Source organism: Cohaesibacter sp. CAU 1516 (assembly GCF_005771485.1).
Classification (GTDB): domain Bacteria; phylum Pseudomonadota; class Alphaproteobacteria; order Rhizobiales; family Cohaesibacteraceae; genus Cohaesibacter; species Cohaesibacter intestini.
On sequence record NZ_VANT01000008.1, the window covers coordinates 46421 to 71429 of the forward strand.

25 protein-coding genes and 1 pseudogene are annotated in these 25009 nt (G+C 54.9%); 17 read left to right on the forward strand and 9 right to left on the reverse strand.

The annotated features are described in order from the left end of the window. Positions 1-77: 77 nt before the first annotated feature. Positions 78-524, reverse strand: a pseudogene (locus FDK21_RS20980) (sugar-binding domain-containing protein); the annotation flags it as partial. 458 nt (positions 525-982) lie between these two features. Between FDK21_RS20980 and FDK21_RS17510 the strand changes: the two are divergent. Together FDK21_RS17510 and FDK21_RS17515 are read left to right on the forward strand one after the other, a co-directional pair. Beyond that, positions 983-1747, forward strand: a complete 765-nt coding sequence (locus FDK21_RS17510; protein WP_114010299.1) for a DeoR/GlpR family DNA-binding transcription regulator — start codon at positions 983-985, stop codon at positions 1745-1747. 12 nt (positions 1748-1759) lie between these two features. Next, positions 1760-2527: a triose-phosphate isomerase gene (locus FDK21_RS17515; protein WP_210238837.1), complete on the forward strand. Its 768-nt coding sequence runs from the start codon at positions 1760-1762 to the stop codon at positions 2525-2527. Positions 2528-2805: 278 nt separating this feature from the next. Here FDK21_RS17515 and FDK21_RS17520 read toward each other — a convergent pair whose 3' ends face one another. Next, positions 2806-3261: an RpiB/LacA/LacB family sugar-phosphate isomerase gene (locus FDK21_RS17520; RefSeq protein WP_114010301.1), complete on the reverse strand. Its 456-nt coding sequence runs from the start codon at positions 3259-3261 to the stop codon at positions 2806-2808. A 350-nt stretch (positions 3262-3611) separates the two neighbouring features. Between FDK21_RS17520 and tkt the strand changes: the two genes are divergently transcribed. The 4 genes from tkt (at position 3612) to FDK21_RS17540 (ending at position 8237) form a co-directional block, all read left to right on the forward strand. Beyond that, positions 3612-5621 (forward strand): transketolase, encoded by a 2010-nt coding sequence (gene tkt / locus FDK21_RS17525; RefSeq protein WP_138150277.1) that lies wholly within the window; start codon positions 3612-3614, stop codon positions 5619-5621. Positions 5622-5694: 73 nt separating this feature from the next. Beyond that, on the forward strand, positions 5695-6351 hold the full coding sequence (gene gph, locus FDK21_RS17530; protein WP_138150278.1) for a phosphoglycolate phosphatase: 657 nt from the start codon (positions 5695-5697) through the stop codon (positions 6349-6351). Between the two features lie 144 nt (positions 6352-6495). Then, the gene (gene fsa / locus FDK21_RS17535; protein WP_114010304.1) at positions 6496-7149 is read left to right on the forward strand and encodes a fructose-6-phosphate aldolase; all 654 of its coding nucleotides are present in this window, start codon (positions 6496-6498) and stop codon (positions 7147-7149) included. Positions 7150-7577: 428 nt separating this feature from the next. After that, positions 7578-8237 (forward strand): GntR family transcriptional regulator, encoded by a 660-nt coding sequence (locus FDK21_RS17540; RefSeq protein WP_138150279.1) that lies wholly within the window; start codon positions 7578-7580, stop codon positions 8235-8237. 13 nt (positions 8238-8250) lie between these two features. On the opposite strand, the gene FDK21_RS17545 is transcribed toward FDK21_RS17540, so the two are convergent. Beyond that, positions 8251-8580, reverse strand: a complete 330-nt coding sequence (locus FDK21_RS17545; protein ID WP_138150280.1) for a hypothetical protein — start codon at positions 8578-8580, stop codon at positions 8251-8253. Positions 8581-8850: 270 nt separating this feature from the next. Continuing rightward, a complete protein-coding gene (locus FDK21_RS17550; protein ID WP_114010307.1) occupies positions 8851-9525 on the reverse strand; it encodes an HAD family hydrolase in 675 nt (224 codons plus the stop codon). A 421-nt stretch (positions 9526-9946) separates the two neighbouring features. On the opposite strand from FDK21_RS17550, the gene rpiA reads away from it, so the two are divergent. From rpiA to FDK21_RS17585, 7 genes are all read left to right on the forward strand, one after another. Next, positions 9947-10645, forward strand: coding sequence for a ribose-5-phosphate isomerase RpiA (rpiA, locus tag FDK21_RS17555; RefSeq protein ID WP_138150281.1), 699 nt, complete (start codon positions 9947-9949; stop codon positions 10643-10645). 63 nt (positions 10646-10708) lie between these two features. Next, positions 10709-11218 (forward strand): DUF2059 domain-containing protein, encoded by a 510-nt coding sequence (locus FDK21_RS17560; protein WP_114010309.1) that lies wholly within the window; start codon positions 10709-10711, stop codon positions 11216-11218. A 252-nt stretch (positions 11219-11470) separates the two neighbouring features. Further along, the gene (gor, locus tag FDK21_RS17565; RefSeq protein ID WP_138150282.1) at positions 11471-12850 is read left to right on the forward strand and encodes a glutathione-disulfide reductase; all 1380 of its coding nucleotides are present in this window, start codon (positions 11471-11473) and stop codon (positions 12848-12850) included. Further along, entirely contained in the window at positions 12843-13349 is a 507-nt protein-coding gene (locus tag FDK21_RS17570) for a GNAT family N-acetyltransferase (protein WP_138150283.1), read from the forward strand. Before gor ends, FDK21_RS17570 begins: the two co-directional genes overlap by 8 nt. Positions 13350-13391: 42 nt before the next feature. Further along, positions 13392-14030: a gamma-glutamylcyclotransferase family protein gene (locus tag FDK21_RS17575; RefSeq protein ID WP_138150284.1), complete on the forward strand. Its 639-nt coding sequence runs from the start codon at positions 13392-13394 to the stop codon at positions 14028-14030. Positions 14031-14274: 244 nt separating this feature from the next. Beyond that, positions 14275-14976, forward strand: coding sequence for a phosphatidylserine decarboxylase (locus FDK21_RS17580; protein WP_114010312.1), 702 nt, complete (start codon positions 14275-14277; stop codon positions 14974-14976). A 57-nt stretch (positions 14977-15033) separates the two neighbouring features. Further along, positions 15034-15915 carry a phosphatidylcholine/phosphatidylserine synthase gene (locus FDK21_RS17585; protein WP_138150345.1) on the forward strand — a complete coding sequence of 294 codons (882 nt, stop codon included), beginning with the start codon at positions 15034-15036 and terminating at the stop codon, positions 15913-15915. 86 nt (positions 15916-16001) lie between these two features. Here the strand turns inward: FDK21_RS17585 and FDK21_RS17590 are convergent, their stop codons facing one another. From FDK21_RS17590 to FDK21_RS17600, 3 genes are all read right to left on the reverse strand, one after another. Next, a complete protein-coding gene (locus tag FDK21_RS17590) occupies positions 16002-19343 on the reverse strand; it encodes an efflux RND transporter permease subunit (RefSeq protein ID WP_138150285.1) in 3342 nt (1113 codons plus the stop codon). 5 nt (positions 19344-19348) lie between these two features. Then, positions 19349-20470 (reverse strand): efflux RND transporter periplasmic adaptor subunit, encoded by a 1122-nt coding sequence (locus tag FDK21_RS17595; RefSeq protein ID WP_138150286.1) that lies wholly within the window; start codon positions 20468-20470, stop codon positions 19349-19351. 88 nt (positions 20471-20558) lie between these two features. Beyond that, a complete protein-coding gene (locus tag FDK21_RS17600; RefSeq protein WP_114010315.1) occupies positions 20559-21167 on the reverse strand; it encodes a PadR family transcriptional regulator in 609 nt (202 codons plus the stop codon). Between the two features lie 239 nt (positions 21168-21406). Between FDK21_RS17600 and FDK21_RS17605 the strand changes: the two genes are divergently transcribed. Continuing rightward, positions 21407-21712: a hypothetical protein gene (locus FDK21_RS17605; protein ID WP_138150287.1), complete on the forward strand. Its 306-nt coding sequence runs from the start codon at positions 21407-21409 to the stop codon at positions 21710-21712. Positions 21713-22009: 297 nt separating this feature from the next. Next, entirely contained in the window at positions 22010-22330 is a 321-nt protein-coding gene (locus tag FDK21_RS17610) for a hypothetical protein (protein ID WP_138150288.1), read from the forward strand. A 58-nt stretch (positions 22331-22388) separates the two neighbouring features. On the opposite strand, the gene FDK21_RS17615 is transcribed toward FDK21_RS17610, so the two are convergent. Further along, entirely contained in the window at positions 22389-22982 is a 594-nt protein-coding gene (locus tag FDK21_RS17615; RefSeq protein WP_138150289.1) for a hypothetical protein, read from the reverse strand. Between the two features lie 123 nt (positions 22983-23105). Next, positions 23106-23750: a cation transporter gene (locus tag FDK21_RS17620; protein WP_138150346.1), complete on the reverse strand. Its 645-nt coding sequence runs from the start codon at positions 23748-23750 to the stop codon at positions 23106-23108. A gap of 202 nt (positions 23751-23952) precedes the next feature. On the opposite strand from FDK21_RS17620, the gene FDK21_RS17625 reads away from it, so the two are divergent. Together FDK21_RS17625 and FDK21_RS17630 are read left to right on the forward strand one after the other, a co-directional pair. After that, positions 23953-24363, forward strand: a complete 411-nt coding sequence (locus FDK21_RS17625; protein WP_114010320.1) for a helix-turn-helix domain-containing protein — start codon at positions 23953-23955, stop codon at positions 24361-24363. Positions 24364-24465: 102 nt separating this feature from the next. Continuing rightward, the gene (locus FDK21_RS17630) at positions 24466-24918 is read left to right on the forward strand and encodes a YtoQ family protein (RefSeq protein WP_138150290.1); all 453 of its coding nucleotides are present in this window, start codon (positions 24466-24468) and stop codon (positions 24916-24918) included. The last annotated feature ends 91 nt before the right edge of the window (positions 24919-25009 follow it).

Genomic DNA, 25009 nt, shown 5'->3' on the forward strand with positions numbered 1-25009 from the left:
GAGCAGGTCTGACCTGCAATGACTGGCCTGCAATGACTGGCCTGCAATGACTGGCATGCAATGACTGGCATGCAATGTCAGGCCAGCAAGGCGCGCGCCGTCCGCTCATCCGTGATCAGGCCAGAGAGATTGCGGCTGTTGAGAATGGCGCGGATGGCATCCACCTTTTGGTCGCCACCAGCGATGGCGACGATTTTGCTGTTGGTCATGCTGTTGCGGGATACGGACACAGTGCGCGAGGTGAGGGGTGTTTCTAGGATGTTACCATCCTGGTCAAAGAAATGGCCCAGCAGTTCGCCAATGGCACCAGATTTTGCAATCTCCGCAATCTCTGACTGTTCTATCATGCCTGAGGCGACCAGCTGCGTATCGGTGTCCACCGTACCGATCCCGACAATCTTCAGTGGTGCGCTTTCCGCCAGCTCGAAAACCTCATTGACGCCCCGTTGCGCCAACAGGATCTCTCGGTCATCGCTGGTGTTGGCAAAGAAGGGCACGGGCATCACATAGGCCTGCGCCCCGGTCCAGAAATTCGGCACGATGATATGCGATCCCTTGACCAGACGGATATTGCGCTTGGATTTGGAATTGGCGACATTGTTGATGACGTCAGACACCCATGGACCGGCAGCATTGATGATTGCCTTTGTCTCGTAAGCCTTGGTCTCACCAGTGAAGCTGTCGGTTGTGGTGACCTTATATTCCAGATGGCGCAAGCCTTGTTGCACACTCATATCGATAATTGGCTCCTGTGGGCAGGGGGCGTTCATCGCGCAGGATGACCCTTGCATGTAGGGGCGCTGTGGCTATGGTGAGATCAGACTCAGGAGTGGTTGATATGCAAGATCCTTGCATCTTCAAAGCATGATTGGTTGAAAAATATCACGAAAAAAAATCACAAAATAACACAAAATTATTGATTTTGAGATGTTATGTGTTACAAATCAAAGGTCCGTAGAAATGCCGGACGTGGAGGTGTCGCGTGAGAGGCGAAGACCGTAGACAATTCATTATGGATCTCCTCGTGGAGCACAGGGCCGTCGATATTGATGACCTTGCCCAGAGATTCAGTGTGTCGAAAATGACCATTCACCGGGATCTGGACGAGCTTGAACAGAGCGGTGTCTTGCGGAAAGTGCGTGGCGGGGCGACGGCTGATGCCGGCAACCAGTTCGAAAGCGATTTTCGCATTCGCGCTCGGCAGGATGCCGATGCCAAAAACCGGATGGCTGAAGAGGCTCTCAAGCTGATCGAACCGGGCATGACGGTGATGATCAATGATGGCTCGATGTCAGCTGTTTTGGGCTCAATGCTGAGCCAGAAGCGACCTCTCACTGTCATTACCAACAATCAGGCCATCATCAGCGCCCTGCTGGGCGAGGTTGGTATCACATTGTTGGTTCTGGGCGGGATCTATTCAGCCAAGTTCAACGCCTATAGCGGTGTGGTGACCGAAGAGACACTTCAGCGGTTGCGGGCCGATATTGCTTTTATTTCTGCACCGGCAGTCTCGGGGCTGCAGGCATTTCATATGGATGACAACATTGTGCGGGCCAAGCAGGCGATGATGCAGGCCGCCACCCGCAAATGTCTGCTGGTAAACCATTCCCGTTTCAATCGCACAGCGCTTCACGTTTTGTCGGATCTCAGGAGTTTCGACTGGATCATCACCGATGGTGAGCCCGATGCTAACGTGTCCGAAGAGCTCAAAGGGGCGGGATTAACCCTCACTGTTGCAAGGACTTAACCCATGACTGTCATCCCTCGTTTCTGGATCGGCACAAGCTGGAAGATGAACAAGACGCTGGCCGAAGCCGTCACCTTCGCCGAAGGTCTGAAGGCAGCGGACGCCAGCCGTGATCCGCGTATCCAGCGCTTTGTCATTCCGCCTTTCACCGCTGTGCGCGAAGTCAAGGCCATGTTGTCGGACAGTTCGGTCAAGGTCGGTGCGCAGAATATGCATTGGGATGATGCCGGTGCTTGGACGGGGGAAGTCTCGCCCCTGATGCTCACCGACTGCAATCTTGATATCGTCGAGCTTGGGCATTCCGAGCGGCGGGAATTTTTCGGTGAAACCAATGAGACGGTCGGCCTCAAAACCGAAGCGGCTGTCCGTCACGGTCTAACCCCCTTGATCTGCATCGGTGAAACCTTGGCAGACAAGGAAGCGGGAAAAGCGGCAGACGTGCTGGCCGAAGAAGTGCGTGGTGCTTTGGGCAAACTGAGTGGCGAACAGAAAAAGGCTACTATCCTCTTGGCTTATGAGCCTGTCTGGGCGATTGGGGTGAATGGCATTCCGGCCAGCGCAGACTATGCCGATGCGCGGCAGGCCGAAATTCTCGATGTGGCCGAGGAAATGCTGGGCTATCGCCCGCTTTGCCTCTATGGCGGCTCGGTCAATCCGGGCAATTGTGAAGAGCTGATTTCCTGCTCGAATATTGACGGTCTGTTCATCGGACGGTCCGCATGGCATGTCGAGGGCTATCTCGATATCCTGGCCAAATGCTCTGCCAAGTTAGACGCTTAAGAGCCTAGATAAGGCGAATTTTGGGCGCGGTCTATCCGCGCCTTATTCGTAAGCAAGACAAACAAAAACGCCGCATCAACCCCATATGGTTGGTGCGGCGTTCCCGTCTTGAAAACTGTAATCGAGTGATAAAAATCACATCTCAGACCTGCGGTCTTGCGCCAAATTGCTGCTCACGATGGCGGTGACCTTGAATGAGGGCGAGCGGGGCGGCCTGTTGCCAGACGGGAGAGATCTGCCCCGGTTCGGTCCTGCGGAGGTCAGAGACCGAACAGCCCTCAAGCTTGATTGTATTTTGCGTCAACCGCATCGATCGCGGCAACGTTGCTCGCAGAGCGACCTTCTGGATCAAAGCTCTCTTTGAGGAATGTGTCGGCAATCGTCTTGGCGACTTCAGCACCGATGACCCGTGCGCCCATAGTGATGATCTGCGCATTGTTCGACAGGGCGGCGCGCTCTGCGGAATAGGTGTCATGGGTGAGAGCGGCACGAATGCCCGGAACCTTGTTGGCAGCAATGCACACGCCGATCCCCGTGCCGCACACCAGAATGGCGCGGTCATAGGTGCCATCAATCACTTTGGAGGCAACCCGGTCGGACAGGTTGGCATAAAAGGCGTCTGGCCCGTCTTCGGTGCGCGAAATCTCTGACACGTCGTAAGAATCCTTGAGATGTTCGGCCAGAATCTTGGCGAGGCCTTCTCCGGCGCTGTCGCCTGCAATTGCAATTTTCATGATGGCTTCCTTCCCTGAGACATTGGCCCTGAGGCTCCAAATCAAGTGGTTCAAACATGATGAACCTTAAAACGACACCGGTCGCTGACCGGCGGGTCTTTGTTGCTGATCTCCGCGGATGGTTGTCTGGGGCGCTTTGCTTGGTGCGCGGCACCGGTTCGCCCATCCGTTTGAGTAGCTTGTGACTCTTTTTAACGCCGAAACATCACAAAAACAACATAAAATGTGTGATTGAGTTGTGATTTTGAGGGAATTGTCGCAATAAATCACATAATTCTTTGAGATTTGTGATTTTCAGTTGTGATTATGTGATGTTTGGTGTAGGTAAGGGGCCATAGGAGGACAGTGTGATGATCAGTGACCCATTCATTGCCAGCAAAGAGAAGCTGGCTCCCGAGAATTTTGCTCTCGCCAACTGCATTCGCGCACTTTCGATCGACGCAGTCAATGCCGCCAATTCGGGCCATCCAGGCGCACCGATGGGCATGGCTGATGCGGCGACCGTGTTGTTTCGCAATCATCTGAAATTCGATGCATCCCAACCCAACTGGCCGGATCGGGACCGCTTTGTGCTGTCCAATGGCCATGCATCCATGATGCTTTATTCGTTGCTGCATCTGACCGGCTACGAAGACATGACCATTGAGGAAATTCGCAATTTCCGCCAGTGGGGATCCAAGACAGCGGGTCACCCGGAATATGGTCACGCGCAGGGCGTTGAAACCACCACCGGCCCGCTGGGGCAGGGCATTGCCACTGCTGTTGGTATGGCCATGTCCGAGCGCCTTCTGGCCGAGGAATTTCCGGGTCTGGTTGATCACAACACCTATGTCATGCTCGGGGACGGTTGCTTGCAAGAAGGCATTGGTCAGGAAGCCATCAGCCTTGCCGGCCATCTGGGCTTGGGCAAACTGATCGTGCTTTATGATGACAATGACATCACCATCGACGGTCCGACTTCGATTTCCTTTTCTGAAAATATTCCCGGTCGCTTCGAAGCTTGCGGCTGGCATGTCCAATCCTGCGATGGCCACGACGCCAATGCCATCGATGCAGCCCTTTCTGCTGCCAAGGCGGTGACAGACAAGCCTTCGATGATCGCCATGAAAACCGTCATTGGCTTCGGGTCTCCCAACCGGGCTGGTACGGCTGGCGCGCATGGTGCACCACTTGGGGCCGAAGAGGGCGAAGCTGCCAAACAGGCGCTTGGCTGGACGGCTGAGCCGTTCGAAATTCCGTCCGATCTGGCCCAAGATTGGCGCGCCATCGGAGCCAAAGGCCAGACCGCCCGCATGGATTGGGAAACGGCACTTTCCGAGCATCCGCAAGCGAATGATTTCATTCGGCGCCAAGCAACACATTTGCCGCAAGCCTACGAAACCGCTTTGTCAGACGCGCGTGCGGCGCTCTTTGCCAATCCAGCCAAGGTCGCGACTCGCAAAGCATCCCAAATGGCGCTTGAAGCCTTGGCAGGGTCTCTGCCAGAGCTGGTCGGCGGCTCTGCGGATTTGACCGGCTCGAACCTCACCCGTGTCCCTGCGGTCGATAGCCAGTTTACCCGCGAAAAACCCGGCCGTTACATCGGCTATGGTGTGCGAGAATTCGCCATGTCTGCGGCGATGAATGGCATGGCGCTGCATCGGGGCTTCATTCCTTACGGCGGCACCTTTCTGGTTTTCAGTGACTATGCCCGCAATGCCATCCGCCTATCGGCTTTGATGGGCATCGGCACGATCTACGTCATGACCCATGACAGCATCGGCCTCGGTGAAGATGGCCCGACCCACCAACCGGTCGAGCATATGGCAAGCTTGCGGGTCATTCCGGGGCTTCAGGTCTTCCGCCCGTGCGATGCGATGGAAACGCTGGAATGCTGGGACATTGCCATCCGCTCGCGCACCACGCCAAGCCTGATGGCCCTGTCCCGTCAGGGTGTGCCTCAGCTGCGCACCGAGGCTGGCGATGAAAATCTTACCGCCAAGGGGGCTTATGTTCTGCGGCACTATGGTGAGGGCCGCGACGTGACCCTGATCGCCACCGGCACCGAAGTGATGCTGGCGGTGGAAGCGGCTGAAAAGCTGCATGCGGACGGTCTCAGCGTGGCGGTTGTCTCCATGCCTTGCTGGGAATTGTTCGACGCCCAGCCACAAACCTATCGCGATGATGTGCTGGGCACCGCGCCGCGCATTGCCATTGAGGCGGCCAGCAAGTTTGGTTGGACCCGCTATGTGGCAAGCGAAGATGATGTGATCGGAATGGATGGCTTTGGTGCTTCGGCACCAGCTGAGCGCCTCTACGAGGAGTTTGGCATCACGTCTGACGCCATCATTGCCCGCGCTCGCACACTCTGCGGTAAATAAAGAGTCCACGTGGCGGTTCGACCCGAAGCGGTCGCCCGCCACCTTGCAAGTATTTCTTGGAAAGGACTGGGGCATGGCCCAGATCGTGTTTGATCTTGATGGGACGCTGATCGACAGCGCTCCGGATTTGCAGGCGGTTGCCAACAAGGTGCTGGCGGACGAAGGCAAGCATCCTGTGTCACTGGCACAAGTCAGTGCATTTCTCGGATGTGGAACGCCCACCTTCGTCCAAAGAATGTGTGAAGCATCGGGCATTTCTCAAAGCGAACATAAACGCCTGTTGGCAAACTTTCGTGCGCTCTATGACGGGGCGGTACATCTCACCGAGCCTTATCCCGGTGTTCGCGACGCTTTGCATCAATTGGCCTCAGACGGGCACCAACTGGGAATCTGCACCAACAAGCCGATGAGCCCATGTCTGTCTGTCCTGCGTCATTTGCAGCTCGATCCGCACTTTGACTCCATATTGGGCGGCGATAGCTTGTCGGTTCATAAGCCTGATCCGGCCCCGTTATTCGCCACCTTTGATGCGTTGGGCAATGGGGATCGCATCTATGTCGGCGACAGCGAAGTTGATGCCGAAACCGCGCGACGGGCAGGGGTGCCGTTTCTGCTCTACACCGAGGGCTATCGCAAACAGGCGATTGAGGAAATGCCGCACACCGCAACCTTTACCCATTTTGATGAGTTGCCCGGGCTCATCACCCAGACTCTGGCATCCATTCACTAGAGACGCCACAACAGCCACAACCCGCCGACAGATCGGCACAATCAAACGAACTCAACCGCGCCTCGTAACGGCCCCTGCGACTGATCCAACCAGATACGCACAGGCAATGCCGCCCCCACGAGACGCTTACTGGAGGAATGAGAAATGAAATTCTTTGTCGATACCGCAATCATCGAAGATATCCGTGAACTGAATGATTATGGCCTGCTTGATGGCGTGACCACCAATCCTTCGTTGATCGCCAAATCTGGCCGTGACTTCAAGGAAGTGATCGCTGAAATCTGCGCGTTGGTCGAAGGCCCAGTCTCCGCCGAAGTTGCTGCCCTTAATTTTGACGGCATGGTCGCCGAAGGTGAGCATCTGGCAGGCATTGCCGACAATGTGGTGATCAAGCTGCCCTTGACTTTGGATGGCCTGAAGGCTTGCCGCCACTTCACCATGAAAGGCATCAAGACCAACGTTACCCTGTGCTTCAGTGCCAACCAGGCTTTGCTTGCTGCCAAGGCTGGCGCCACCTTCATCAGCCCGTTTGTCGGTCGTCTTGATGACCTCAATATTGAGGGTATGGAGCTGATCAGCGATATTCGTCAAATCTACGACAATTATGACTTCAAGACCGAAATCCTGGCGGCTTCGGTCCGAACCGCCAACCATGTCAAGGATGCTGCTTTGGCCGGTGCCGATGTTGCCACCATTCCGCCTGCGGTCATCAAAGGACTGGCAGGCCACGTGCTGACCGACAAGGGGCTTGACCAGTTCGCCAAGGACTGGGCATCCACCGGCCAATCAATCCTCTGAACCTGATTTTCGGACGATTGTCTTCATCGCTTCAGTGATTTGATGAAAGCAAAGGCGGCTGCGTGTCGCCTTTGCTTTTTTGTATGACGCGACCGAATGGGAATGCCAGAGCTTAGATCTGGTGAAACCCGTCAGATTGTATCCAATTTTGATAAGTGCTCTGTTTCGTGAAACGTCAAGACAGGTGTACATTCAGATTTTAGAAATGCTGTAGGGTCGTGGCGCTCCGGGCCTATGCAGGGTTTTCCCGAAGCGGATTTGCAATTCGATGGTCGATCGGTCTGCGCGGTTGCGACCAAACGAATATTGTATATGATATCATTACCATAACGGGCCGGTGCGGATCTTTTGCTTCTTTCGAGTTGCGATGGCTGTGCGGGTCTTGACCACACGTGACGCCAAAACCCGGATCTGGATAGCAAGAAACAATGGCTCAAATCCTTCGACGTACGACCACCAACATTGTTGCAGATGAACTGCGCAAACGCATTATGTCTGGACAGTTGCGCGAAGGGGAGCAGGTGAGGCAGGAAGCGATTGCGACCGAGCTGGGTGTCAGTCGCATTCCGGTGCGCGAGGCCTTGCGGCAGCTGGAAGCCGAAGGGCTGATCACGCTGGTCTCGCATAAGGGTGCGGAAGTTACCCGGCTGGAACCATCCGAAATCGCTGAACTGTTCGAAGTCCGCATCATGTTGGAAAGCTGGATGTTCGAACATGCCATCGAGCATATCACGGAAAGCCACTTGGAAGCGGCGGAAAAGCTGATTGCCTCAATGCGCAATGACGCGATGATCGAAGAATGGGGCGCGTTAAACTGGCAGTTTCACGAAACCCTCTACACACCTGCCCGTAAGCCGGCCACGATGAAGATCCTGCGCCGTGTCCACGATAATATTGACCGTTATGTGCGCCTGCAGATTACCTTGACAGAAGACAGTCAGGAGCGGGCGCATAGGGAGCATCAGGCCATCGTTGATGCCGCGCGCAACAAGAATGCCAAAGTCGCGGTCGCTTTGCTCAACGATCACATCAATCATGTGAAAGAGCAGTTGCTGGCGAACCTTGTATCCAAGGAAAGCCTTGAATAGGATTGGCCATCGCTCAGTTTGAAGGCGTCCCTGCGGTCTGACCCGCTATGGCTGCCAAGTGCGGCAGACGGGCTTCCATCTCACAGAGATAGGCTCCATCGAACAAATGCACCTTCTGCCCAATTTCTACCTGCATGGCAGCCAACTGGACGCGATCGCCTGTCTTAGTGCTGACCTCATCTGAACGGGTAGCTTTGGACGCTTCGATTGCCTCAGACGCACCCGTTGGTGCCTTGAAGGCCGTAAAGGCCATCACCTGATAGGATTGGGCATAGATGAAGGCGCTGTAAAGCATCAGCATTTTGAACCAGTATTTGCCACCACCATTTTTCAATACGCGCATGGGACCTCTCTCATTTTTTGACGCATCTTTACCCGACTGGGTCGGGACGAGTGTCGCCGCAAAAAGGTTAAGAAAAATGCGTGAAATGCCTATGCAAAGCTGCATAAGGCTCTGAAATGCCGACTCAATGACTTTGTGGTGACCACCAACTTAAAATCGTTGGTAAAGAAACATTTGCTCAAATATGGGACAAGGTTTAATCGATTTGAGAGGAAAGTGAAAACGGATTCACGGCGCATGCCAGCCGCAGTCTCTCAGGCGGGGATCTCGTTAGGATAGCTTCGCCAGCGCATCCGGCAGGGCGTCGAAATGGTCGATCACCAGATCGGCCCCCAGTGTTTCGACCGGGATTGGCGTATAGCCATGACTAAGCAATATGACCGGAATGCCCGCGGCTTGCGCAGCGTCGACATCGGTTTTGGTGTCGCCAATCATTACGCTTTGTTCTGCAATCCCACCCGCCGTCGCAATAGTATGCAGGATGTGCTGTGGATGGGGTTTGTGATGGGCAACCGAGTCGGCTCCGCAAATGGCGTGGAACAGCTCTGCCAGACCCAGCTCCTGCAACAGTCGCTGCGACAGATACTCTTTCTTGTTGGTGCAGACCCCAAGACGCAGATTTGCTTCAGCCATGGCGCGGAGCAGACGGTCGGCGCCCGGATAGGGACGGCTGGTGGCGCTGATATTGGCAATGTAATGGTCAAGGAATGGTGCGTGGCAGGTTTTTAAAAAATCATCATCCACCACACGCTGATGATAGGCAAACCCCCGTTTCAGCGTGGCAATCGCGCCATGTCCCACATGAGAGCGGATATGCGCGTCGGGCACACCGGGCAGATCATGCATAGCCAGAACATGATTGAGTGCCCCGATCAGGTCGGGAGCGGTGTCAACAAGAGTGCCATCCAGATCAAACAGGATGCAGGAAAAACGATGGTCTTGCATGGGCACTCCGGCGACGCGGTGAGGGTGTTGTATATATGATCCAGACAGGCCGGAACAGCTGGTGATTGGTGCGACGGTTCATAAAGACCCTGTGGCTCTTTCTTTTACCTCATGCACCAATCCGGTTCAATCGCAACAGGTTGCCGCAAGAGACAGCACCTGCAGCCATGGCGAACGAGGTGGTGTGTATTCCCGAATGTGGAACCTTTGACCACAGGGAACAAGGGGGCTTTCTGCGCGTCGGCCCTTTTCCATTGGTTGATGCCGTGCTAAGAGCTTGGCGAACAAGGAAAGACCATCGCCCCGGCTTGTCCGCCATATCGTGCGAGGCCGTGAGTGCCGGGCACCCGATAAGGGCGCCTTTGTGTGACCATTCGGGCAAAAGCTTTTGGGCAAAAGGTCAGTAGGGAAGAGCATCATCATGAGTGAAGATCTAAAACGCCAAGCCGCAGCGGCAGCGCTCAACTATGTAAAAGACAATATGAAACTGGGAATTGGCACTGGTTCGACCGCCGTCCATTTTATTCGTCTGCTTGGTGAGCGTGTCGCCAATGGCTTGACGGTCATCGGTGTGCCCACCTCTGAGGAAACCGCGAATCTTTGCTGTGAAGTGGGCGTGCCGCTTACGACGCTCGATGAGACGCCAGAACTGGACCTGACAGTCGACGGTGCGGATGAAATTGACCCGCAACTGCGTCTGATCAAGGGTGGTGGAGGCGCATTGCTGCGCGAAAAGATCGTCGCCAAGGCATCTCGGGACATGGTTGTCATTGCGCATAAATCGAAGGTCGTCGAAACCCTTGGCGCATTTCCGCTGCCAATCGAAGTCATGCCCTTCGGTTTGGCTGCAACGACCCTTGCGGTCAAGAATGTCTGCGCCCGCTTCGGCATGCAGGGAGAGATCTCTGTGCGCAAGACTGCGGACGGTGAAAATTATTTAACCGATGGCCAGCATTTCATCCTCGATGCCACATTTGGCCGCATTTCCGATGTAGATGGCCTTGATATGGCATTGCGGGCCGTCCCCGGCGTGGTGGAAACAGGCCTCTTCATCGGCATCGCATCGACCGCCGTTGTTGCAAGCGATGACGGAATTGAAATTTACAAGCCACAGGCTTAGATGCCCTCCAAAGGCATCACTTGAAGATATAGCGACATTCGAGACCTTTAAGAGGATTGAACCATGAAAAAGACCACGATCGTGTCTATCTGTGCGGGCGCCGCGATGAGCGTTTGTCTTGCCTTGCCAGCCCTTGCGCAGGATGCGAAGGCCAACGATACGCACCTTCAGGCAGCGATCGACGTTGTGGAGCAAACCGGCAACATGCCCGAGTTTGAAAAACAGCTCGAGCTGATTGTCAAAAACTCCAAGGTTTGGCTGGTGCGCCAGAATCCAAATGCGGAAAAAGACATCTATGAAGTGGTCGACAAGATTGCTGAAAACTACAAGGATGACCGGAAGAACCTGGTCGCCAGCGCGGCCGTCGCGTGGGCGCGGTATCTGAAAGAAGACGAACTGAAAGACGTGCTGGCTTTCTTTAAAACCGAATCCGGTCAGAAATTCGCAACTTATCAGCCGCGTATTCTTGGTGAAATGCTTGGCAATATTCAGGCCTACTCGAAGGAAACGACCCAGCGCATCGTGGCTCAGTCCATCAAGGAACTGAATGCCAAAGGACACAAGTTCCAGTAAGCGTTGCCGATCGTGCGTTACAATCAGCGCCTCCAACTTCGGGTTGGGGGCGCTTTTTTGTCTGTATCAGGCGCAGTTTGGTTGCAAGAAAATCGCGGATTTGTGATCACTTGTCATGTGTCATCGCGGGCGATGATCAGGCTAGGGGCTTTCAATCTCTGTCCCACCCCTTATGTTTGAGACAAATGAGCGGGGTGAATTATCCTGCTGGGATTGATCACTGACGCTGTCGGGATGAAGAAAGAGGCGAAAATGAGTGAATTTGATTATGACCTGTTCGTAATTGGCGCTGGCTCCGGCGGCGTTCGGGCTGCCCGCATGGCGGCAACCTATGGTGCCAAGGTGGCAATTGCCGAGGAATACCGTGTTGGGGGAACATGCGTGATCCGTGGCTGTGTGCCAAAGAAGCTGATGGTCTATGCTTCGAAATTCTCTCATGAATTTGAGGACGCGGCAGGCTTTGGCTGGACGGTCGGGGAGAGTCAGTTCGACTGGAATACGCTGATCGCGAACAAGGATGCGGAAATTGATCGGCTCAATGGCCTCTATATCAAAAATCTCGAACGACACAATGTCGAGATCATCCAGTCACGAGCGGAGCTCGAAGCGCCGCATCGGATCCGGCTGACCGGTGAGGATCGCTCCGTCACGGCCCGCACCATCCTGATTGCCACCGGTGGCGTACCCAACCTGCCGCTGGACCTGCCGGGTGTTGAACATCTCATCACCTCCAATGAAGTGTTCCATCTCGACGAACAGCCAAAACGGGTATTGATCACCGGTGGCGGCTATATTGCGCTGGAATTTGCTGGCATTTTCAACGGTTTGGGCACAGAGACAACGGTTCTTTACCGCGGCGAAGAAATTTTGCGTGGCTTCGACGATGATGTCCGCGCCACCCTGCACGAGGAAATGGAGAAACGTGGCGTCCGCATTGTGCTCCATGATGTCCTGACCTCTGTCGAGAAGAAGGCTGATGGTCTGCATGTCACCACCAAACAGGGTGAGACGATGGTTGTTGATCAGATCCTGTCAGGGATTGGCCGCTCGCCCTACACCAAGGGGCTGGGACTGGAAACGGTCGGCGTCGAACTGGATAGCAAAGGTGCGATCAAGGTTGATACGCAGAATCGCACCAATGTCGACCATATCTATGCGGTCGGGGATGTCACCAACCGGGTCAATTTGACCCCGGTCGCCATCCGTGAAGGGGCTGCCTTGGCCGAAACCCTGTTCAACGACAATCCGACAATTGTCGACTATGAGAATATTCCCACTGCAGTCTTCACCCAGCCGGAAATCGGCACCGTTGGCATGACTGAAGCAGAAGCTGTCGCAACCCATGACAATCTCGACATCTATCTCGCCAAGTTCCGTCCGATGAAAAACACGCTGGCGGGCAATGACGAGAAGATGCTGATGAAGCTGATTGTTGATGCGGACAGCGACAAGGTGTTGGGCTGTCATATTCTGGGCCCGGATTCTGGTGAAATGTCCCAGCTTCTGGGTATTGCCATCAAGATGGGGGCAACCAAGGCCAATTTTGATGCCACAATGGCGGTGCATCCGACCGCTTCGGAAGAGCTGGTCACGATGAAAGAGCCATCCAAACGCATCCGCAAGGATGACTGACACGCTCATCTTGAGGCCCATCAAACCAATTGACGTCGAGCCCGCAACCCAATGCGGCCTCGACGCTTGGTGTGGTGGAATTCTACCCTTGCTCAATGGCTTTGGTGCGTTGGATATTCTGCGCATCGAGCGACTGTTTCATGACTTTCTTCTTGCCGGCATAGAGACAAAGGATGACCAACTGATCGTCGCCGATCTGGAGGGCCAAATTCTCGGATTCTATTGCCTTGAAACCCGAACCGGCGAGTTGACTGACCTCTGGCTCGCTCCTCAATGGCATGGAAAAGGCATTGCAACACGCATGTTTGGCGATGCCAAGGAGCGGAGCAGGCGCGCTGGCCGCGAAGAACTCAAACTGAAAGTGTTGGTCGGCAACCAAAGGGCCTTGGCATTTTATCGCAAAGAAGGCATGGAAGAGGCGGGTCGGCAGACTGCATTTGATGCCGCGCTCCAACAGAGGCTGGAAAAAATTATCATGCGGTTGAGGCTTGATGGCTGATCACAGCCTCGCTCAGCCCATCCAGAAACGGAAAAGATCAAAGTGACGCTCGAACAGGTACGAGAAAAACCACAAGAATGGGTCGGCTATTTTGGTTATGGCTCCCTCGTCAATGACGATACACGCAATGCAGAAAGCTTTGGCTTTGCCGGTCGTTTGAAGGGATATCGCCGCCGCTGGTCGATCTGGTCTGCCAGTGCAGAACGCCGCGCCTTCGGGTTCGGAGGGGTGGCTGCCTTGTCGGTGACTGCCAATGCTCAGAGCCTCTGCGATGGCCTTCTGATTTTTGACCGCAAGGACCATTTGCCCAAAGTTGACGAGCGCGAGGCAATGTATGATCGGGTAAAGCTGGACTTGTGCAATTTCTCCAGCAAGGAGAACCTGCCCGCTGGCATCGATTGTTACATCTATGTTGGCCACACCCCACACACCGAAGTCGCCGATCCGGATTATCCCATTCTACAGTCCTATGTGGACGCGGTGATGCAAGGGTTCCTGCACAAGTTCGGAGAAGAGGGCGTTGCGCGCTTTGTTGCGGAGACCGACGGCTGGCAAACCCCCATCGTTCAGGATCGCGACCGTCCCTTCTATCCGCGCTCGGTCACACTGAGCCTGGAAGAAGAGGAGCTGATCGATCATTATGTGAAACTCAGCGGTGCCCCTTTGGTGTCTCTGCCCTGATCGATCCGATGCAGCTTACCGACTTTTGACAAAGGGCCGCATTTGGGGCCCTTTTTGTTGGCTTTTCGGCTGGTTTGGCCTCCGTTTCACCCAGTCGGTGCATTGAGCCTTGGCGAATGGGAAAACTTTCGCTAAAAGCGAGCAACACCATATCTGAGAATTGGCGGCGCGTGGCTCGGGATAGAGGCCCTGGCCCGGTCCCGACATATCGGGCCGACAGCGCTCAACAAGAAGGCAAGTCTGAATGACAATCATTGACTCCATCAAAAAAAGCGTGGTCCCGATCCATCCGGAAGGCTATCCCTTCATTGCGTTGTTTGCCCTTGCATCCTGTGTGCTTGGATGGTTCTTCTCGCCTCTCTTCTGGATTGGAACCTTCCTTACCCTCTGGTGCGCCTACTTCTTCCGCAACCCCGAGCGTGTGACGCCGCTGGAACAGGGGCTGGTTATCTCTCCTGCTGATGGCATGGTGTCAAGCGTTGGCCTTGCCACGCCGCCACCAGAGCTGAACCTGTCCACCGAGCCGATGATGCGCGTCTCTGTCTTCATGAATGTCTTCAACGTCCATGTGAACCGCGCCCCGGTGCCGGGCAAGATCAGCGCGGTCGCCTACAAGCCGGGCAAATTTCTCAATGCCGAACTGGACAAGGCCAGCGAAGACAATGAGCGCAACAGCCTGATCATCGACAGTGCCTATGGCCCGATTGGCGTCACCCAGATTGCCGGCCTGATTGCTCGCCGGATCGTCTGCTGGTCAAAGCCTGAAGACACAATCGAAGCCGGCGAACGCTTTGGTCTGATCCGCTTTGGCAGCCGTGTGGATGTCTATATGCCTGCCCACATCATCCCGTCGGTGATTGTCGGCCAAACCATGATTGCCGGGGAAACCATTCTTGCCAATCTGGAAGGTGAACAACGTCCCGCCAAAGACCATCGCATCCAGTAATCCGCAAACAGACTAGCACCAGAACTTGAACTGCCCGCAAGGGGACAAAGGACCATGATGGAAGACAATTCGGATCACGGCATCACCAATCCGTTTCAAAGCTTCGATCCGGATGAAGACGAACCCAAGCGCCGCTTCAAGGCCGTTCCGTTTCGATTGCTGGCACCCAATCTGGTTACGCTGATGGCGCTCTGCTCTGGTTTGACCGGGGTGCGGATGGCCATTGAAGGGCGGTTCGAGCTGGCTATGATTGCCATTGCTGCCGCAGCCTTTCTCGATGGGGTCGACGGGCGTGTGGCTCGCATGCTCAAGGGAACTTCGCGCTTTGGAGCCGAACTGGACTCGCTCACCGACTTCGTCAATTTCGGTGTGGCACCGGCGCTCATCCTCCATGTCTGGATTCTCCATGCCATCCCGTCGATTGGCTGGATTGCCTCGCTGCTGTTTGCCATTGCGATGATCTTGCGTTTGGCCCGCTTTAACGTGGCACTTGACGACAAGAACAAACCTGCTTGGCAGAAGGATTTCTTCGTTGGTGTCCCGGCACCTGCTGGCGCTCTGGCCGTCTTGGCTCCCATCTATCTTGAGCTGGCAGGCATGCCGCATCATGATGAACTGGCGCTGATCGTCGTGCTCTATACGCTGTTGATCGCCATGCTGGTTGTCTCGTCTCTGCCGACCTATTCGGGCAAGACCGTTGGCCTGCGCATCAATCGCGCCTATGTGCTGCCGTTGATGGGGGGCTTTGTCGCAGCGGTTGCCATCCTCTTTTCCTATCCATGGGAAAGCCTGTTGGTGATCGTGTTTGGCTATCTGGTTTCCATTCCCTTTGCCCGCCGTTCATGGCACCGCAAAAACCGCATGATGGTTGCGGGTGAGCTGGGCGACGACGAGATCAAGACAGAGGCCGACTTGTTGACCAACAAGGACGACGACTAGGACGCTTGCGGCCTCTCCGCTTGGCAACAAAAAAGGGCCCACCGAATGGATCGGTGGGCCCTTTTCTTTGCTCGTGTCGCAAGCCTTTATTCTGCTGCCTGAGGCAGCTCGGCTGGATGGCTTGGTTGTTCATCCTTCTTGCGCGGCTTCAAAGCCACCAGAGTGCCCGTGTCCTTGGCCGCCAGATCAGACGCCTTTTGAGCCGAAGTCTCTTCAGCCAAAGGCTCCGATCGTTCTGCCTTGTCTGCCTTGCGCAGCCCGACCAGACGGGCCAGCAGCCCGAAGAACGGTCTCAATGTGACCGATGGGAAGGCCAGCAGCACAGGGATCAGCACCAGCGTCAACAGGGTGGAGAATGCAAGGCCTGAAATGACGGCGGTAGAAAGCTGGATCCACCAGGCGGCGGTGATCGACCCGACGGAGATCACACGGTTGAAGAAGTCGAAGTTGATCCCGGTCGCCATGGGGATGAGACCGGCAATAGTGGTGATCGTCGTCAACAGGATCGGGCGGATCCTCTGGGCGGCGGTCTTGACCACGGCTTCGATCACGTCAACCCCTTCGTCTATGAAGCGGTTATAGGTATCGATCAACACGATGGCGTTGTTCACCACGATCCCTGCCAGAGCCACAACCCCGGTGCCGGTCATGATGACCGAGAAGCCTTGTCCGGTCACCAGCATGCCCAGCAATACGCCAAAGATGGACATCACCACTGTCGTCAGCGTCAGGAAGGTCTGATAGAAGCTGTTGAACTGGGTGATGAGGATCATCGCCATGATGAACAGTGCACCAATGGCCGCTTTACCAAGAAACTCGCCTGACTCCTTCTGGTCTTCATCCGCACCGCGGAAATTGAAGGTCACTCCGGCCGGCCAGTCCTGTGCCTTGATCCAGCTGTCGATCTCCTTGACCTTATCATCCACCGTCGTGCCATCACTCTTGTCCACTGTCGCCTTCACATTCATGGCAAAGAAGCCATCCTTGCGGGTGATGGAGGAGACCTTGGGCTTGGCTTCGATGCGGACGAAGTTGGAGATCGGAACCTGTCCGTTACTAGTCGGCAATTTGAGCATGTCTAGCTGGTCAAGATTGCGCTGTTCTTGGGGCAGGCGGACACGGATATCCAACTCGTCCTCGGAATCGTCGGGACGATACTTGCCGATCAACAAGCCATTGGTCACAAGCTGGACCATCGAGCCGACTGGGGCGATGGCAGCATTGTAGCGGCCGGCTTCTTCCCGGTCGATTTTGAGCTCCCATTCTATGCCGGGCAGGGGACGGGCGTCCTCAATCTCCATCAGCTTATCGACATCCTCGAAGTGATTGCGCACGATGCCAGTCATTTCTGCGACCTGATCATAGTTCGCAGAAGAGATCTGAAGATTGATGTCCTTGCCTGTTGGCGGGCCTTCTTCCTTTTTGTTCACGGAGACGCGAATGCCGGGTATGTCAGCCGTACGGGCACGGATTTCCTCGAAAATCTGTTCCGCTGGGCGTCGGCAGCAATAATCTGTGAGTTCGAGATTCAGTGTGCCAATGGCGTCGCTTGGTTTGTTGCTGTCACTGCCAAGCCCACCACCGCTGCTGATGCCGGACGGGTTCGAGACGGTAACGACGTCACGCACGCCCTTGACCTGCAGCACTACATCCTCAACGCTTTTCACCAGTGCTCGGCTCTCAAGTGCGGACATGTTGCCCCGCGCCGAGACATGCACCATGGCGATGCGCGGCTCGTCATTCACGAAAAGCTCTGTCCCGGCGTTGTGCACCATGTAGGAGGTGACGATCATGAAGCCAAGACCGAGCACCAGCCCGATGGTCGCAAGGTTGCCAAGCGGGTTGGAGACGAGCATGTGCAGTCCGCGAATATAGAAACCGGTGAGGCCGGTGACTTCCTTCGGGTCGAAGTGATGCCCGCCAGAAAGATGCTTGGCATTCTCGATTTCGATTTCACTCGCATGGGACTTGCCGATGAAGCTGCCAATGACCGGCAGGAACACCATGGCCGTGAGCAGGGCAACCGAAAGGACAATAATCACCATGATCGGCAAATAGCTCATGAACTCACCGATCATACCCGGCCATAGCAGCATGGGCAGGAAGGCGGCGAGCGTCGTGCCTGTCGAGGCAGCAACGGGCCAGAACATCAGCTTGGCCGCCCGGACATAGGCTTCCTGTCGCTTCAGTCCTTCGGCGATCTTGCGGTCGGCATATTCCACGATCACGATGGCGCCATCGACGAGCATCCCCACAGTCAGCACAAGCCCGAACATCACCATGGTGTTCAGTGTCATGCCGATCAGTGAGAGCACGAGGAAGCCCATCATGAAAGAGGTGGGGATCGCGATGCCGATCAGCAGTGCCGAGCGGAAGCCCAACGCAGCCAATACAAGCATCATAACCAGTGCGACAGCGGTCATGATCGAGGATTCAAGCGAGCCCAGTGTGTCGTTGACCGGTTCGGCCTGATCAAGCAGGAAGTCCACTTTGATGGCCGGGTTCCATGTTTTGATCTCGGCCTCAACCGCCTGACGTACTGCCTCGTTATTCTCGATGATGTTGGTTCCCAGGCGCTTGGAAACCTCCACGGTGATGGCGGCCTTGCCATTGACACGCGTGATGGTGGTCGGGTCCTTGAATGTCCGCTTGATCGTGGCGATATCACCCAGTGTAACGACACCTTCGCCATTCTGCTTGATGGGAATGGAGTAGACATCCTCGGCATCCTCGATGAGGCCGGGAACCTTGAGGTTAAAGCGCCCCTTGCCATTGTCGAGGAACCCAGCTGGCACCAGCTGGTTGTTGAGCGAGACCGCATTGATCAGCTCTGTCTGGGTCACATTGTAGGATTCCAGCCGCAACTGGTCGATCTCGACCACCAGCATTTCCTCACGCTGGCCAGACAAATTGGCCTCAAGAACCGTCGAGATGCCTTCAATCTCATCCTTTAACTTGCGCGCATGTTGATAGAGCGTCCGCTCAGGCACCGCACCGGACAGGGCGATGTAGAGAGTCGGCTGTTGCGACATGTTGAATTCGGAAATCGTCGGTTCATTGGCGTCCTCTGGCAATTCTGCCTGTGCCTGATTGACCTTGTCGCGCACGTCCGCAAGGGCTTGGTCCTTGTCGAAATCAATCGAGAATTCGAGCAGAATACCGGCATGGCCTTCTGAGGCTGTCCCGGTTAGCTCCTTGAGGCCATCAAGGCTCTGGAGCTTGTTCTCCATCGGCTTGACCAGCAGACGCGCAGCATCTTCAGGCGAAATGCCACTCTGAGAGATCGAGACATAGAAAATCGGGACGTCAATGTCGGGACTATCTTCCTTGGGGATGCCGATATAACTGGCGATGCCACCCATCACCAATACCGTCATCAGGGTCATGACGACGCGTCGAGCCCGCAATATGGCTTCAAGAATACCCATTGCGCCTACCTTTCAGATTCGGAGCTGGCAAGCTGATTGGCTTGCGCATTGACAATCTCGACCGGCTGGCCATTCTTCACATATTCCTGCCCGACGGTGATGACCTGAGCCTCTTGCGGCAGACCGCCGAGCCACATGCCGCCACTGTCGTTGGACAGGATTTTGACGGGGGTGAACTGTGCTTTGCCATCCACGACCAGCATCACGCCGACCAGACCGTCATCGGAAAGAGTCAGATGCGCCGGACTCATGTGATGGGCCATCACGGGCTTGAGATCGAGACGCGCTTCCGCCGTCACCCCGTCACGCAAAGATTTGTCTTTGTTGGGAATCTCAACCTCGACGAGAAAGGTCCGGGTTTCAACGTCGGAAGCAGGGCTAACATAGCGAACAGTGCCATCCAGTGTTTCGCCCGTGACAAGGCGGACATGTGCCTTTGCGCCTTCCGATACCTGGGCAATGTCACGCTCGGACACCTGACCGACAACGAGCATCGGATCGGGCTGCATCAGCGTTGCGCAGGCATCGCCTGCCTTGAGCTGATCCCCGACTTCCGCGATAGTCCCCTGAACAATGCCCGAAATCGGCGCAAGAATCCGAATGCGATCCAGTTCAAGACGGGCTTCCTTGGTGCCCACCAGAGCCGCGTCGCGCTGGGCCTTGAAGGCGGCCAGCTGGGTATCGGACGCATACCCCTTCTTGGAGAGCGCTGCTTTGGCCTGATAGTCGAGTTCGGCCTGAGCAAGAGCCGCTTCAGCCCGAGCCAGCGCTGCTTCGCGGGAGCCGACATCGAGTTCACACATGAGGGCACCCTTGTTGACCCACTGACCCTTCTCGATCGGGCGTGCGCGTATGATCGCGGTGGTTTCGGAGCGAACGGTCACCTTGGTGTCCGCTTCCGTGCGGCCTCGAATAGTCAGTGAGGTTTCCATCGGCTCAATGTCGAATGCTGTAACAGCAACCCGTGTTGCCTTGATTTCAGTCTGATGGTTGCGGACCGCAGGAGGAGGTAGGGATCCGTCCTTATCCTGACCACTGAATACGGCCTGTCCGGTTGCCATCCAGCCAACAATGCCCGTTGTGAACAACAGGGCGAGGCCGTAAGAGCCTTTAAGACGCAATGCCATAAGAGTTATCCTCGTTTATTTCACTTATTAAAAAGTGTATTCGCACAATAGGTTACGGTGCCGCGGACAGAGTTGCCCGCAGCTGAAATCAGCTTGCCTGTTGTTCGCTTGAGACCAAATTTGCAGCCTGACCTTCCTCTGCCAGTGCCACAAGTTCCACACCATGAGTCTTTAGATAGTCAATCGCTGACTGAAGACAAGCGCGTCCGTAGTCTCGAGCCCAATTTCCTGCATTTTCGAAGACTTCGGACTGTTCAACGTCCAGATTGCCTTCAGTCTGCTGTCGTTCGGGTGAGGTACAGGCGTCGATCAGGCCCATTTCGTCTTCCAGATGCACAATCTGCCGCGCCACTGCGGCCTCCACATCCTGAGGCTTCATGACACCAGCAAACAGCGAAATCATCAGAAACTCGGACCGATAGATATCCGGCTTGTGCGGTTGCATCAATTCGATCAACAGGGCTGCCCGTCCAGCATCCGTGATGGAATAGACCTTGCGCGCCGGTTTGCCGTCTTGCGTTTCATGGCGACAGGTCACCAACCCTTCCGCTTCCAGACGATTCAATGCCGGATAGATGGATCCATAGCTCGCCTCGACGAAAAAGCTGAAGTCGCCTTCCGTCGAAAATTTGCGGATGTCATAACCGGTCTTGTCGCCACAAAAGAGAATGGCAAGACAGATGCTGCGTACATTCATAAGGTATCCTGATCTGAACTTCGGGGCTGTTCGTATCCCTCAACAAAGGGATTAAGGTTTTTTACGATATCGCGGGGCAATATATGCTTGTTTGATATATTTGTCCATCGCATATATCCATGCGATATATGCATGACAGGCATGCGGTAATGCGTCTCAGGATAATTGCTTGATTTCGATGGCAACGCTGCGAGACAATAGAACTGGTCAAAAACCAGAAACCCCAGAGGAGCAGATCCATGCCGATCAACGACCTTGTGCCGCCGGAACGGCGGCAGGAAAAGGGCATTCAGGGCATCTTTCGAGATCCGCTCATGCGGCTGCTGGCGATCAATTGGGTCATCGGGTTGTTTGCAACCATCATCGTCTTTGTCGGGCTGATCCTGACCAATGCTGCCGGGCTGCAAGACTTGATTTTCGGTAGCGACGAGCCTCTGATCCCGATGGCTCTGTTATTCTTTGGGCTGCTGATCACCATTTGCAGTGTCGCGATGGGCATGGCCGTGATGATGGTGCCCAAGGATGACGATGACCAGATCTACTAGGTTACCCTGTGATGGCGCGGTCCCTGCCGCATACCAAGTGTTAACGCTATCACACCCTGTTTGGCGCGAATTGCAAAGGGAAGGTGGGTAAGCCTTGCGCCACCCTTCCGGCCTTCATACTTCGCAAACCCTGTCAGCAGAAATGCGCGTCTAGCGTGCAAAATCCCCGCCAGTCTTTACGCGCCACAGAAACTTTCTGCGTCATTCTGAACAAGTAAATTGAACCTGAAGCGTGGTCAGCGCGTTTAATGAATGAAGAAAAATTAAACAGACATATTTCAGGCGGGGGCTAGAACAATGAATTTCAAACGAGGTTTCGAGGCACAAATATCGGCCGATGCGGTGAAGCAGGCCGCGTCCGCATTGGCATCGCAAATTCTGATCAAGGCAAGGGGCAGGGTTGCTGCTGTTGATTCTATCCGGACAATTCAGAAGACCGGGTTGCAGCTGGGGCTTTATTGCCTGTTGGTGGCCGGTTCGCTTGGCGTTGTGGTCAATGGCAGCAAACTGATTGTCGATCAGATTCATGCAAAGATGTTCGAAATGGGCTATGAAGTTGCCAAACAGAATTTGCCGAAAAAGATCCAGACGGCCAGCATTCGGTCTTCGGTCGAATAAAGAGCCATCGTACCATATCAATGAAGGAAGGGCGTCCTGATCACGACGCCCTTTTTTGTTATTCGGTGACTTCGAAAGGCAGGGAGAACTGGGTTTGCTTTTCGGAATTCTGATCCTTTAGGACATAGTGCGAGATATAGTTGCCCGGTTGTAGACCAGTTAGATTGATGGTCAGGGTCAGGTGGATTTCACGGTTATGCATGCCAAGCGGCACGTTGACTTTGAGAAACTCATTTCGCTGGAACAGGCTCGCCCCTTGTGTGTCCGTCAAATTATAGTCAACAGCCCAAGCGGCAAAAATCTTGCCATCGTCCCGAGCGCCATACCCGAAACCAACCGGTTCTACATAGATGATCTGAGGTTCATTGACCTTGAAGATCGGCACCCGCTCCGAATAGGTGCCATAACCAGTGATGTTGGTCGCAAAGGTCGCTTTCTGGACAAACATCGGAATGCGTTGCCAATAGTCGTCTACGACCGAGTTCAGGACCGCATAGGCCGCCTTGGGCTGACCGGAATTGATCAAGGCGTCGGCCTCTTTCAACCGCTCTGCCGGATCGCTGGTTGACTGAGCGTTGGCAAGGGAAGGGACAGCGCCAATGGCACAAAGAACCAGCAAGAAGCTGGCCAGAAATGAACGCAGACTACGCATGGAATGAGCTCCCCAAAAACACGCGATAATAAAAGATAGACTGAATATAAGGTTAGGTTACCATGGAACGGCAGGGGCGAGAACCAAGGAAATGGTCGCGCCCTGGCCGGTGAATGCTGCCTGCTATGCGTGGCTTTGGCGATATTCCTGTCGCGACTGAACAAGGATTAGCTGGGCTGAACGCAGGAACAAGCCTGCCATGGCAATAGCGACCAGAATGTCTGGCCAGGCCGAGTCTGTGACAAACACCATCAGACTCGCCCCCATGACGGCGACATTGCCAATCGCATCATTGCGTGAGCAGAGCCAGACAGAGCGCACGTTGGCGTCTCCATCCTTGTAGCGGCGGAGCAAAAGCACCGAGCCCAGATTGGTTGCCAAGGCCATCAGACCGATGACGCCCATCACTTCAGCCTTGGGAACATCCAGAAACATGATCTGATAGAGCGTCGCGGAAAACACCCAAAGGCCCATCAGCAACAAGCTGATACCCTTGACCATCGCCGCCGTCGCGCGAACTTTGAGGCTCATGCCAATCACGGCAAGGCTCATGCCATAGGTCAGGCTGTCACCCAGAAAGTCGAGCGCATCCGCTTGCAAAGCCTGAGATCCCGCCAGCTTACCTGCCAGCAACTCGATCAGGAACATGCCGCCATTCAATCCGATCACCGTCCAGAGAATCGTCTTGTAGCGCTGATCCATCCCATCAAACACCGGATTGCCCGAGCAGCCACAAGCAGTGCCCGCTGCCTCTTGTGTGTCATGCATGGCTGTCTGTGCGTGATCATGCGGGTGATCCTTTGCCCCGCCGCAACAAGAGGAGGGGGCTGCCTGCGAGGAAGAATGGGAACAACTTGCGCTCATGATCGTGGCCTTTCTGAACTACTCTTTATCGGAGAGCTGGATTTCAATCAGTCACCATGACTATAATTGCTCTAGTGACTAGAGCTTCAAGGGGCAAAAACGCAAAATGTTTTCGATCGGTGAACTATCAAAGTCGAGTGGCGTAAAGGTGCCGACCATTCGCTATTACGAACAGATTGGTTTGTTGGAACCCACTGACAGAAGTCAGGGCAATCAACGGCGTTATGAAGCGGAGGGACTCAAACGCCTGACCTTCATCAAGCATGCTCGCGATCTGGGTTTTTCTCTCGATGGTATCCGGTCGCTCCTGCAGCTGAGTCAGCAGGAAGGCAAAGCTTGCCGCAAGGCGACTGCCATTGTGCAGGAACATTTGACCGACGTCCAAAAGCGCATCCAGAAACTCCAGCGACTGGAAAGTGAACTCGACCGCATGCTCGATTGTCACGAAAACTGTAAGGCCCAATGCTCCGTTCTGGAAAGCTTGTCTGACCACAGCCATTGCCTGAGTGAGCACTGAGGCGTATAGAAAGGCCTCAATCCTGTGCGTGACCGCACGCCATCAGCAAAAACAGCATTATGCCTTGTCCATGAAGGGATCGGGCAAAAGGGGAGCGGCTCTATGAACTGGTCTGTCTATCTGTCCGGAGAAATTCACACCAACTGGCGCGAGGAAATCGAGGCTGGAGCCAAAGCGCTCTCCCTCCCGATCTCTTTTGCGGCCCCGGTTACCGACCATGGTACTTCGGATGATTGCGGCGTGGAAATCCTTGGTGCCGAGGCTGACAAATTCTGGCACGATCACAAGGGCGCGCAAATGAATGCCATTCGCACCTGTACCCTGATCGAGGCTGCCGACATCGTCGTCGTTCGGTTTGGAGACAAATATCGCCAGTGGAATGCAGCCTTTGATGCAGGCTATGCCGCGGCCATGGGCAAGCCGATCATCGTCATGCACAATGAAGAGCATCAACATGCCCTCAAGGAAGTGGATGCAGCCGCTCTTGCGGTCACCAAGACGCCCGAGCAGGTTGTTCGCATTCTCAATTATGTCATTGAGGGAAAGCTGGGGTGAAGCGCTCGTCCCGTCCATCACTCAATGCAGGGCGCAATAATCAAATTAATTGATACCCTATAAAAATCAATTCATATGACGGATGGGTCTG